Below are 12,719 nucleotides of genomic sequence, written 5' to 3' on the forward strand. Positions count from 1 at the left end.
TGTTGTCGCGAGTTCGATTCTCGTCACCCGCTTTTTTGGAAATTTTAAGCCAAGCATTTGCTTGGGCGCGTAGCTCAGATGGTTAGAGCGCACGCCTGATAAGCGTGAGGTCGGTGGTTCGATTCCACTCGTGCCCATATTGGAGAATTACTCAAGAGGCTGAAGAGGACGGTTTGCTAAATCGTTAGGTCGGGTAACCGGCGCGGGGGTTCGAATCCCCCATTCTCCGTAGTATTATGACGAATTATCTTTAAGATAATTCGTTTTCTTTTTTTTGAGGTGACAAAATGAAAAATAGTTTTTATCGATTTCTTCTTTATGGGTTTATTATTTTTCTATTTTTTGTAATGCTTTTTTCTTTTGTCTTTACTAATAAAAAATTAACCAAGTATATCTCGTCTAATGTTTCGGGTTTCGTTACCAAAGTAGACTCAGTGGTTTCAGTTCCATTTATTGCTTTATCAAAATCTCATAATGTTATTTCTGATCTCTTATCAACCTATAATGAGAATCAAGATTTAAAAAAATCTTTATCGAATTTAGAAAATCAATCATCTATTATTTCTAACTTGCAAGAAGAGAATGATTCTTTAAGAGCTTCGCTTAATCTTTCGGACAAGCTAAGTCGTGATAATGTTCTCACTGCTGACGTTTCCATGCGACCTTCTGTGACTTGGTTAAAAGAGTTAACGATTAATGTCGGTAAGTCTAAGAATGTTAGTAAATCTATGCTAGCAACTTCTAATGGTGGAGTAATTGGTTTTGTAACTAAGGTATATGATGATACTACTACTATTTCTTTACTTTCTAGTAGTTCTAGTGATAGTTACCTTGCTTCTAGCGTCAAATCAGAGGATGATAACCAGATTTTCGGGATTATATCTCGTTATGATAATAAAAAGAAGCTGTTAGAGATGACACAACTCAATTCATCTTCTAACGTTAAGGTTGGGACTGAAGTAGTTACAAGTGGTCTTGATGATGTATCAGTAAAGGATGTTCCAATTGGTACTGTAGACTCTGTGAGTGATTATGAAGGAAATCGTACGATTTTGGTAAAACCTTATGCTGATTTTGATAAAATTTCTTATGTTACTTTAGTTGGAGATGGTAAATAATATGAAATTATCCAAGTATTCTATTATTCCTTTCTTACTGAGTATTGTTCCTTTTCTATGGGATGGTCATATTTCGATGATACTTAATCATTATTTATCTCCTGAATTTTTTCTATCATCTCATCTTTTCATTATTTATATTTTTATCTTAACTCTTGATTTTCCAAATAAGTATTCCTTTCTTTACCTTGTTTGTTTTGGATTTCTTTATGATACCTATTATTTCAAAACAGTTGGTATAGTAATTCTAACTCTGCCGCTGTTATGCTATCTGTTAACTCAGCTAGGTCGAATTGTTAAGAGAAATACCTATGTTGATTTTTTGTTAATGTTTTTATTCCTCTTTCTCTTTGATACTATAAATTTTGGCTTTGCCTTATTTTATGGTTTCTCCAATGAGTCTGTGACGGATTTTATTATTTATCAACTAAGTCCTAGTATAGTGTTTAATCTTTTGACCTTTATCTTTATTAAACCTATTCTTGAAAAATTATTTTTGTATCTGTCAGTTGATAGATTTAAATAGAACTGTAATATTGGCGTAACAAAGTTTGCGCCATTTTTTGATACAATTAATAGGTCTTATCGAAAAGGAGTAGTATTTTATATTATGAAAAAACGTATTCTTTCAGCAGTGTTGGTAAGTGGTGTAACCTTATCAGCAGCTGCATCAGTACATGCAGAGGATTATGATTCGCAAATCGCTGCTGCAGATAACGCAATTAGTAACCTTGCTTCTCAACAAGAGACTGCACAAGCGCAAGTTGCTACAATCCAATCTCAAGTATCTACACTTAGAACACAAAAATCAGAATTGGAAACTAAAAATGCTGAACTTGAAAAAGTATCAGCAGATTTGGAATCTGAAATTCAAGAATTATCAAGTAAAATTGTAGCTCGTCAAGATTCTTTGGCGAAACAAGCTCGTAGTGCTCAACAAAATAATACTGCGACTAGCTACATCAACTCTATCTTGAACTCTAAGTCAATCTCTGAAGCTATTACTCGTATCACAGCTATTTCAAAAGTTGTTACAGCTAATAATGACATGTTGACAAAACAAGAGTCTGATCAAAAAGAGCTTGCTGCAAAACAAGAACAAAACCAAGCTGCTATTAATGAGATTGCAACTAATAAAGCAGAACTTGAAACAACAGAAGCTGGTTTGACAACTCAACAAGCAGAACTAGAAGCAGCACAAGTTGCTTTGGCTGCAGAATTGGCTACAGCTCAAGATGAAAAAACATCACTTGTTTCTGCTAAGTCAACTGCAGAAGCAGTGGCAGCTTCAACTGCAGCATCAGTTGCTCAGTCACAAGCAATTGCAGAATCAGAGGCAGCAGCACAAGCAGTAGCATCTTCAGAAGCGGCAGCATTTGTAGCTCAATCAGAGGCGGCAGCAACTTCAGAAGCTGTAGCTCAACCTTCAGAAGCTACTGTTTCAGAAACAGCAACAGCCTCAGAAGCAGTACAAGAACCTGTTTCATCAGAAACTTCAGAAACTACTCAAGAGCCAACTGTTGCAACTTCAGAAGCAACACAAGAGCCTGAAGCACAACCAGAATCAGCTGCCTCAGAGGCACAACAAGAGCCTGCTGCTCCAGCAACATCTGAAGCAACACAAGAGTCTGAAGCACAACCAGAATCAGCTGCTCCAGCAGCTTCAGAAGCACCAGCTCCTGCTAGCGAAGCACCTGCAGCAACTTCAGAAGCACCAGCAAGTCAAGCACCTGCAGCTTCAGAAGCACCAGCTCCAGCAGCTGAAACACCTAAAGTATCAGCTGCCTCAACTCCTAATACATATCCTGTTGGTCAATGTACTTGGGGTGCTAAATCATTAGCTTCATGGGTTGGTAATTACTGGGGTAATGCTAAAAACTGGATTGCTAGCGCACAAGCAGCTGGCCACTCAGTTGGTACAACTCCTGTAGCCGGAGCAATTGCGGTTTGGCCAAATGATGGTGGTGGTTATGGTCACGTAGCTTACGTAACATCAGCATCAGGTGCAAATTCAATTCAAGTTATGGAATCAAACTATGCTGGTAACATGTCAATCGGTAACTACCGTGGTACATTTGATCCAACATCTTCAGCTCATGGTGGTTCTGTATACTATATTTACCCATAATGACTACAAGAAGGCGATTCGAATTTTCTCGAATCGTTTTTATTTTATAGCAAAATGTCTTTACTTTCTGGAATTACTTTTAGACGGGAAAATGTCGAGGTTAAGGTTAAATCTTTTTAGTCTTGTTAAGTTACTGTGACACCATTTATTTTGCATTGAAAATCAATCTAAAAAAAGGTAGAATGGTTTAGTAGATATTTTGGAGGAAATCATGTCTTATACGAATTTGAAGTTGTTTGCTTTATCGTCTAACCAGGAATTAGCAGCAAAAGTTGCTGATAAAATGGGTATTGAACTCGGAAAATCAAGTGTTCGTGAATTTTCAGATGGTGAGATTCAAGTTAATATTGAAGAATCTATCCGTGGTCATCACGTTTTTATTCTTCAATCTACAAGCTCTCCTGTAAATGATAACTTGATGGAAATTTTGATTATGGTTGATGCGCTAAAACGTGCAAGTGCAGAAACAATCAGTGTTGTTATGCCTTATTATGGTTATGCACGTCAAGACCGTAAGGCACGTTCACGTGAGCCAATCACATCTAAATTGGTTGCTAATATGCTTGAGGTTGCAGGTGTTGATCGACTTTTGACAGTTGACCTCCATGCTTCTCAAATTCAAGGATTCTTTGATATTCCTGTAGACCATTTGATGGGTGCTCCACTTATCGCAGATTACTTTGATCGTGCTGGTCTTACTGGAGATGATGTTGTTGTTGTTTCTCCAGACCATGGTGGTGTGACTCGTGCACGAAAACTTGCTCAATGTTTGAAAACACCAATCGCAATCATTGATAAACGTCGTAGTGTTGATAAAATGAACACTTCTGAGGTTATGAATATCATTGGTAACGTTGAAGGTAAAACATGTATTTTGATTGATGATATGATTGATACTGCGGGTACCATCTGTCATGCGGCGGATGCGCTTGCTGAAGCTGGTGCGACTCATGTCTATGCCTCATGTACTCACCCTGTATTGTCAGGTCCAGCACTTGATAATATTCAAAAATCTGCTATTGAGAAGCTTGTCGTATTGGACACGATTTATCTTCCAGAAGAACGTTTGATTGATAAGATTGAACAAATTTCAATTGCTGATTTGATTTCAGAGGCAATTATTCGTATTCATGAAAAACGTCCATTGTCACCTTTGTTTGAAATGGGCCATAAATAGACTAAAGCTAGCCTAGGCTAGCTTTTTTTGGTGTTTAAATGCGTTTGAGTTTTTGATATAATGTAAGGCATAATTGCAAAGAGGTGACAGTGATGGATTTAACACAACGTTTTAATAAAAATTTAGATAAGATTGAAGTTTCGATGATTCGTCAGTTTGACCAATCAATTTCAGATGTACCAGGTATCAAAAAGTTGACACTTGGTGAACCTGATTTTACGACTCCAGATCATGTGAAAGAAGCAGCTAAAGCTGCTATCGATGCTAACCAGTCTCACTATACAGGTATGGCAGGACTTCCTGCTTTGCGTCAAGCTGCGGCAGATTTTGTTAAGGAAAAATATAATCTTACTTATGACCCAGATAATGAAATCTTGGTGACTATTGGAGCTACAGAAGCCCTTTCTGCAACTTTGACTGCTATTTTGGAGCCAGGAGATACGATTCTTTTACCTGCACCAGCCTATCCTGGATATGAGCCGATTGCAAATCTAGTTGGTGCTGAAATTGTTGAAATTGATACAACTGCTAATGATTTTGTTTTGACTCCAGAAATGTTGGAAAAGGCGATTCTAGAGCAAGGGGATAAGCTTAAAGCTGTTTTACTTAACTACCCAACTAACCCAACAGGTGTGACTTACTCACGTCAACAGATTAAAGATTTGGCTGAAGTTCTGAAAAAATACGATATTTTTGTTGTTAGCGATGAAGTTTACTCTGAGCTAACTTATGTGGACCAACATGTATCTATTGCTGAGTATTTGCCAGAACAAACGATTTTGATTAATGGTTTGTCTAAATCTCATGCGATGACGGGCTGGCGTATTGGTTTGATTTTTGCACCTGCAGTCTTGACGGCTCAGTTGATTAAGAGTCACCAGTATTTGGTAACAGCTGCAGCTACTATGGCACAATTTGCAGCTATTGAAGCCTTATCTGCTGGTAAAGATGATGCCCAACCAATGAAAGTTGAGTATTTGAAGCGTCGTGATTATATTCTTGAAAAAATGACTGAACTTGGTTTCAAAATTATTAAACCTGATGGTGCTTTCTACATCTTTGCTAAGATTCCAGAAGGCTATACTCAAGATTCCTTTAAGTTCTGTCAAGACTTTGCTCGTGAAAAAGCTATTGCGATTATCCCAGGGGTTGCTTTTGGGAAGTATGGCGAAGGCTATGTTCGTTTGTCGTATGCAGCTAGCATGGATACTATTGAAACAGCTATGACTCGTTTGAAAGAGTTTATGGAAGAACATGCAGAAGCTTGAGAGTAGAGGACTTGTCCTCTTCAATCGTAATTATCGTGAGAACGATAAGCTAGTTAAGATTTTTACCGAGCAAGCTGGGAAACGGATGTTTTTTGTTAGAGGTGGTGGGTCAGGTAAATTAAGTGCTGTGATTCAACCTTTAACCATCGCTGAATTCATGATGACTGTAAATGATGAGGGCTTATCTTTCATAGAGGATTATAGCCAAGCAGAATCCTTTAAGGAAATTACAAGCGATATTTTCAAGCTGTCTTATGCGACTTATTTAGCTGCTCTGACGGATGCTGCTATTGCTGACGGTGTGGCAGATGCGCAATTATTTGCATTCTTGGAGAAGACGCTTGAATTAATGGAAGAAGGCTTGGATTATGAAATCTTGACTAATATCTTTGAGATTCAGGTTTTAGACCGTTTCGGTGTACGATTGAATTTTCACGAGTGTGTCTTTTGCCATCGTGTGGGGCTTCCTTTTGATTTTTCGTATAAGTTCTCGGGGCTACTTTGTCCAAATCACTATGTAGAGGATGAAAGGCGTAGTCACTTGGATCCTAATGTACCTTATCTTTTAGATCGTTTTCAGGGGCTTTCTTTTGAGGAATTGAGAAGCATATCTGTTAAGGATGACATGAAACGAAAGCTACGACATTTTATTGATGACCTCTATGATAATTATGTTGGAATACATCTTAAAAGTAAGAAGTTTATTGATAATCTAAATTCTTGGGGTCATATTATGAATAAAGAAGATAGTGCTGACTAGACATTATCTTCTTTTTGTTTCACGTGAAACAGGAAAGTAATGGTTTTCAGTCTCAGGGGTTAAAATGCAAGTCAGTTCGTGCTATAATAAGAAGATAATAAGCTGAAAGACTCTGCTAGAAACAGTGAACTAGTCTATTTTAGTTACATAATATTTTATTGATAGAAATCTGAGTTTATGTTTTATGGCAGAGGACAAGAGGGAGAATGCTATGCATGTAATTGCAGTAGATGCTATGGGTGGCGATAATGCGCCACAAGCAATTGTAGAGGGTGTCAACCAAGCTATAGCAGATTTCAAAGATATTGAAATCCAGCTTTATGGTGATGAAGCTAAAATTAAGACCTATTTGACAGCGAATGAACGTGTGAGCATTGTGCATACTGATGAAAAGATAAATTCGGATGATGAGCCAGCTAAAGCCATTCGTAAGAAGAAAAAAGCTTCAATGGTCTTAGGTGCACAGGCTGTTAAGGAGAAAAAAGCAGGTGCAGTGATTTCTGCGGGAAATACAGGTGCCCTTCTGGCTGCAGGTCTCTTTGTGGTCGGACGTATTAAGGGAGTTGAGCGTCCAGGTCTTATGTCAACAATGCCAAGTTTTACTGGTCAACCCTTTGATATGCTTGATTTGGGTGCTAATGCGGAAAATACAGCTAGTCATTTGCATCAATATGCTATTTTAGGATCTTTCTATGCTAAAAATGTGCGTGGAATTGCCAACCCTCGTGTAGGTCTCCTTAATAATGGGACTGAGGAAACAAAGGGGGATAGTCTTCGTAAGGAGGCTTTTGAGCTCTTATCTAAGGAGCCAAGTATTAACTTTGTTGGTAATGTTGAGGCGCGTGAAATTATGTCTGGAGCTGCTGATGTGGTCGTAGCTGATGGTTTCACCGGAAATGCAGTTCTTAAGGCAATCGAAGGAACGGGACTTGGTGCTATGAAGACCCTTAAGTCAGCTATCATGAATGGTGGTCTTAAAGCTAAGTTAGGTGCCTTCCTATTGAAAGACAGCCTAAAAGGGATGAAAGAGACTATGGATTACTCTAGCGCTGGAGGTGCGGTTCTCTTTGGTCTTAAAGCTCCCGTAGTAAAATGTCATGGATCTAGTGATGCTAAGGCGGTTTACTACACTATTAAGCAGGTTCGTACGATGCTTGATACTAAGGTTGTTGAGCAGCTAGTTGAAGCCTTTAGTCCGAAAGAGGAGGCTAACTGATGAGTAGAGTAGAAATTCTTCAGAAAATGCAGCTCGTAATTCAAGAGCAGATGGGTAAAGAGGACATTGTTTTAACCGAAGCTACCAAATTAGATGACTTGGGTGTGGATTCAATAGAGCTTATGGAATTCATTATTAATTTGGAGGATGAGTTCGACCTTGAGATTTCCGATGATACTATTGACCATATGGTTAAGGTAGCTGATTTGTTGGACTATTTGTCTGAGGAATTGAATAAAGAATAAGAAAGCTAGACGTAATAATATAATAGTTATTTACTATACGATTGTTATTTTTGTTGGAGTGAGGCAAGAAACTAAATGTTATATGGATTTAGTTCTGTCACACTCCTTTTTTCTATACATTATTTATTAAGAAACTCTAAAAAAGAACTAAAACACGAACGTTTTTTTTTACCTAAGTAATAAAGTTTGCTATATGTTGGTTTTTGGATTCTGGTGTGGTATAATTAAGACGAATAAACTTGAAAGGCGAACAATTCCATGTCAAACCAACTGATTTATACTGGGAAAGCTAAAGATATTTATAGTACAGAAGACGAAAATGTGATTAAGTCGGTCTATAAGGACCAGGCAACCATGCTTAATGGTGCTCGTAAGGAGACTATTAAGGGAAAAGGTGTGCTAAATAATCAGATTTCGTCTCTTATTTTTGAAAAATTGAATGCTGCGGGTGTAGCTACTCACTTTATCGAACGTATTTCTGATACCGAACAACTTAACAAGAAAGTTACTATCATTCCTTTGGAGGTTGTTCTTCGTAATGTGACTGCGGGTTCTTTCTCTAAACGTTTTGGCGTTGAAGAAGGTTTGGACTTGAAAACTCCAATCGTTGAATTTTACTACAAGAATGATGATTTGGATGACCCATTCATCAATGATGAGCATGTGAAGTTCTTGGATATTGCCAATGATGAACAAATTGCTTATATCAAGGAAGAAACGCGTCGTATCAATGAATTACTAAAAGATTGGTTTGCACAAATTGGTCTTCGCTTGATTGACTTCAAATTGGAATTTGGTTTTGATAAGGATGGCAAGATTATCTTGGCAGATGAATTCTCACCAGATAACTGCCGCCTTTGGGATGCTGAAGGGCACCATATGGACAAGGATGTCTTCCGTCGTGATCTTGGTAGCTTGACAGATGTTTATGAAGTTGTATTGGAAAAATTGCAAGGATTGAAGTAGCCTTTCACAAATAGAATGCTTGGTCTTCACTACAATCTTTAAGTAGAAATAGATAAAGGAAATAAAATGGATAAACGTATTTTCGTTGAGAAAAAAGCTGATTTTCGTGTAAAATCTCAGTCTTTAGTAAAAGAATTAAAGCATAATCTTCAGTTGAAAACTTTGAATGATCTTCGTATTGTTCAGGTTTACGATGTCTTTAATTTGGCAGAGGACTTGTTTGCGCGTGCGGAAAAACACATCTTCTCTGAGCAAGTGACTGATACTGTTTTGGACGAGGCTGCGGTTAAGGCTGATCTTGAGAAGTATGCTTTCTTTGCTATCGAAAGTTTGCCTGGTCAATTTGACCAACGTGCGGCATCTTCACAAGAAGCTTTGCTTTTGCTTGGTAGTTCAAATGATGTAACAGTGAACACAGCACAATTGTACTTGGTTAACAAGGATATTGATGCGAATGAGTTGGAGGCTGTCAAAAACTACCTTTTGAACCCAGTGGATTCTCGTTTCAAAGATATCACTGTTGGTATTGCTAAACAGGATTTCTCTGAGTCTGACAAGACCATTCCAAGCTTGGATTTCTTTGAAACTTATACGGCAGAAGATTTTGCTAAGTATAAGGCTGAGCAAGGATTGGCAATGGAAGTGGATGACCTTCTCTTCATTCAAGATTACTTCAAATCCATTGGACGTGTACCAACTGAGACTGAGTTGAAGGTTTTGGATACTTACTGGTCTGACCACTGCCGTCATACAACTTTCGAGACTGAGTTGAAAAACATTGACTTCTCAGCTTCTAAATTTGAAAAACAATTGCAAGCGACTTATGACAAGTATATTGCCATGCGTGATGAGTTGGGACGTACAGAAAAGCCTCAAACCTTGATGGATATGGCGACTATTTTTGGCCGTTATGAGCGTGCTAATGGTCGTTTGGATGACATGGAAGTGTCTGATGAAATTAATGCCTGCTCAGTTGAAATTGAAGTGGATGTCAATGGTGTGAAAGAACCATGGCTTCTCATGTTCAAGAATGAAACCCACAACCACCCAACTGAAATCGAACCATTTGGTGGAGCGGCTACTTGTATCGGTGGTGCCATTCGTGATCCATTGTCAGGGCGTTCATACGTATACCAAGCTATGCGTATCTCAGGTGCTGGTGATATTACAACACCAATTGCCGAAACTCGCGCTGGTAAATTGCCACAACAAGTGATTTCTAAAACAGCGGCACACGGTTATTCTTCATACGGTAACCAAATTGGTTTGGCAACAACTTATGTTCGTGAATACTTCCACCCAGGTTTCGTTGCTAAGCGTATGGAGCTAGGTGCAGTTGTCGGTGCGGCTCCTAAAGAAAATGTTGTCCGTGAAAAACCTGAAGCAGGTGATGTGATTATCTTGCTTGGTGGTAAGACTGGACGTGACGGTGTCGGTGGTGCGACAGGTTCTTCTAAAGTTCAAACGGTTGAATCTGTTGAAACAGCTGGTGCTGAAGTTCAAAAAGGGAATGCCATCGAAGAACGTAAGATTCAACGTCTTTTCCGTAATGGGGATGTGACACGTCTTATCAAGAAATCAAATGACTTTGGTGCTGGTGGTGTCTGTGTGGCTATTGGTGAATTGGCAGATGGTCTTGAAATTGATCTAGACAAAGTGCCATTGAAATACCAAGGTTTGAACGGTACAGAAATTGCCATCTCTGAATCTCAAGAACGTATGGCCGTAGTGGTTCGTCCAGAAGATGTAGATGCCTTCGTTGCTGAATGTAACAAAGAAAATATTGATGCTGTTGTTGTTGCGACAGTGACTGAAAAACCAAATCTTGTCATGCACTGGAATGGTGAAACCATCGTTGATTTGGAACGTCGTTTCCTTGATACAAACGGTGTACGTGTGGTTGTAGATGCTAAGGTGGTTGACAAGGATGTCAAGCTTCCAGAAGAACGTCAAACATCTGCTGAAACCCTTGAAGCTGATACTCTTGAAGTCTTGGCTGACCTTAACCATGCCAGTCAAAAAGGTTTACAAACCATCTTTGATAGTTCAGTTGGTCGTTCAACAGTCAATCATCCACTCGGTGGTCGCTACCAAATCACACCAACGGAAGCTTCTGTACAGAAATTGCCAGTCCAACATGGCGTGACAACAACTGCTTCTGTTATGGCGCAAGGATTCAACCCTTATGTAGCAGAATGGTCTCCATATCATGGCGCTGCCTATGCAGTAATCGAAGCAACAGCTCGTTTGGTTGCTGCTGGTGCAAACTGGTCTAAGGCTCGCTTCTCTTATCAGGAATACTTCGAGCGTATGGATAAACAAGCGGAGCGCTTTGGTCAACCAGTATCAGCTCTCCTTGGATCAATCGAAGCTCAGATTCAACTTGGTTTGCCATCTATCGGTGGTAAAGACTCTATGTCTGGTACCTTTGAAGAATTGACAGTACCACCAACCTTGGTTGCTTTTGGGGTAACAACTGCAGATAGCCGTAAGGTTCTTTCTCCAGAATTCAAAGCTGCTGGTGAAAATATTTACTACATTCCTGGTCAAGCTTTGGCACAAGAAATTGACTTCAATCTTATCAAGTCTAACTTTGCTCAATTTGAAGCCATCCAAGGTGACCATAAAGTCACATCTGCATCAGCTGTCAAATATGGTGGTGTCGTTGAAGCTCTTGCCCTTGCAACATTTGGTAACCATATTGGTGCCACTGTAACCCTTGAAAATCTTGAGACTGCCTTGACAGCTCAATTGGGTGGATTCGTCTTCACATCTCCGGAAGAGATTTCAGGTGTTGCCAAGATTGGACAAACAGTAGCTGACTTTACACTAACTGTCAATGATGTAACGCTTGATGGACACAAACTTGACAGTGCCTTCCAAGGTAAATTGGAAGAAGTTTACCCAACGGAATTTGCACAAGCAACTGAGTTGGAAGAAGTGCCAGCTGTGGCATCAGATGCTGTGATCAAAGCTAAAGAAACAGTTGAGACACCAGTAGTTTACATTCCAGTATTCCCAGGTACTAACTCTGAGTACGATTCAGCTAAGGCCTTTGAAAAAGAAGGTGCAAAAGTTAACTTGGTACCATTTGTAACACTTAATGAAGAAGCTATTGTCAAGTCTGTTGACACTATGGTTGACAATATCGAAAAAGCTAACATTATCTTCTTTGCAGGTGGCTTCTCAGCAGCGGATGAACCAGATGGATCAGCTAAATTTATCGTTAACATCTTGCTCAATGAAAAAGTACGTGCAGCCATTGATAGCTTCATCGAACGTGGTGGTTTGATTATTGGCATCTGTAACGGATTCCAAGCCCTTGTTAAATCAGGTCTTCTTCCATACGGTAACTTTGAAGATGCAAGCAGCACGAGTCCAACCCTCTTCTACAATGATGCCAACCAACACGTGGCTAAGATGGTTGAAACACGTATTGCCAACACTAACTCACCATGGCTTGCCGGAGTAGAAGTTGGTGACATCCATGCCATCCCAGTATCACACGGTGAAGGTAAATTTGTCGTGACAGATGAGGACTTTGCAGAGCTTCGTGACAATGGTCAAATCTTTACCCAATATGTTGACTTCGAAGGTAAACCAAGCATGGATTCTAAATACAATCCTAACGGATCTGTGAATGCTATCGAAGGTATCACAAGTAAGAACGGTCAAATTATTGGTAAGATGGGTCACTCAGAACGTTTCGAAGACGGTCTCTTCCAAAATATTCCAGGAAATAAAGACCAACACCTCTTTGCGTCAGCGGTTAAATACTTTACTGGAAAATAATAGAGTGCCAAGTGCACTCAGTAATGATATTTTTCAATGTAGCAGTAGT

10 protein-coding genes and 2 tRNA genes are annotated in these 12,719 nt (G+C 39.2%); all 12 read left to right on the forward strand.

Features of this window, described 5'->3' with window-relative positions:
• Positions 1-63: 63 nt before the first annotated feature.
• The 12 genes from HMPREF3112_RS09370 (at position 64) to HMPREF3112_RS09425 (ending at position 12,670) form a co-directional block, all read left to right on the forward strand.
• A tRNA-Ile gene (locus HMPREF3112_RS09370) sits at positions 64-137 on the forward strand.
• A 4-nt stretch (positions 138-141) separates the two neighbouring features.
• Positions 142-229, forward strand: a tRNA-Ser gene (locus HMPREF3112_RS09375).
• A 58-nt stretch (positions 230-287) separates the two neighbouring features.
• Positions 288-1,118, forward strand: a complete 831-nt coding sequence (mreC, locus tag HMPREF3112_RS09380) for a rod shape-determining protein MreC (protein WP_070439543.1) — start codon at positions 288-290, stop codon at positions 1,116-1,118.
• A gap of 1 nt (position 1,119) precedes the next feature.
• Complete coding sequence (gene mreD / locus HMPREF3112_RS09385; protein WP_022495821.1) at positions 1,120-1,644, forward strand: rod shape-determining protein MreD; 525 nt, start codon at positions 1,120-1,122, stop codon at positions 1,642-1,644.
• Between the two features lie 84 nt (positions 1,645-1,728).
• The gene (locus HMPREF3112_RS09390) at positions 1,729-3,246 is read left to right on the forward strand and encodes a PcsB-like coiled-coil domain-containing protein (RefSeq protein ID WP_070439546.1); all 1,518 of its coding nucleotides are present in this window, start codon (positions 1,729-1,731) and stop codon (positions 3,244-3,246) included.
• A 211-nt stretch (positions 3,247-3,457) separates the two neighbouring features.
• Positions 3,458-4,423: a ribose-phosphate diphosphokinase gene (locus HMPREF3112_RS09395; protein WP_002886286.1), complete on the forward strand. Its 966-nt coding sequence runs from the start codon at positions 3,458-3,460 to the stop codon at positions 4,421-4,423.
• A gap of 92 nt (positions 4,424-4,515) precedes the next feature.
• Complete coding sequence (locus HMPREF3112_RS09400; RefSeq protein WP_070439549.1) at positions 4,516-5,691, forward strand: pyridoxal phosphate-dependent aminotransferase; 1,176 nt, start codon at positions 4,516-4,518, stop codon at positions 5,689-5,691.
• Positions 5,678-6,451 (forward strand): DNA repair protein RecO, encoded by a 774-nt coding sequence (gene recO, locus HMPREF3112_RS09405; RefSeq protein WP_070439552.1) that lies wholly within the window; start codon positions 5,678-5,680, stop codon positions 6,449-6,451. Before HMPREF3112_RS09400 ends, recO begins: the two co-directional genes overlap by 14 nt.
• A 211-nt stretch (positions 6,452-6,662) precedes the next feature.
• Positions 6,663-7,667, forward strand: a complete 1,005-nt coding sequence (gene plsX, locus HMPREF3112_RS09410) for a phosphate acyltransferase PlsX (RefSeq protein WP_013989885.1) — start codon at positions 6,663-6,665, stop codon at positions 7,665-7,667.
• A complete protein-coding gene (locus HMPREF3112_RS09415; RefSeq protein WP_004181960.1) occupies positions 7,667-7,912 on the forward strand; it encodes a phosphopantetheine-binding protein in 246 nt (81 codons plus the stop codon). Before plsX ends, HMPREF3112_RS09415 begins: the two co-directional genes overlap by 1 nt.
• Positions 7,913-8,170: 258 nt before the next feature.
• A complete protein-coding gene (gene purC, locus HMPREF3112_RS09420; RefSeq protein ID WP_002886293.1) occupies positions 8,171-8,878 on the forward strand; it encodes a phosphoribosylaminoimidazolesuccinocarboxamide synthase in 708 nt (235 codons plus the stop codon).
• A gap of 66 nt (positions 8,879-8,944) precedes the next feature.
• Positions 8,945-12,670, forward strand: a complete 3,726-nt coding sequence (locus HMPREF3112_RS09425) for a phosphoribosylformylglycinamidine synthase (protein WP_048674028.1) — start codon at positions 8,945-8,947, stop codon at positions 12,668-12,670.
• The last annotated feature ends 49 nt before the right edge of the window (positions 12,671-12,719 follow it).

It is taken from the genome of Streptococcus sp. HMSC10E12, from assembly GCF_001807855.1.
Lineage (GTDB): Bacteria > Bacillota > Bacilli > Lactobacillales > Streptococcaceae > Streptococcus > Streptococcus salivarius.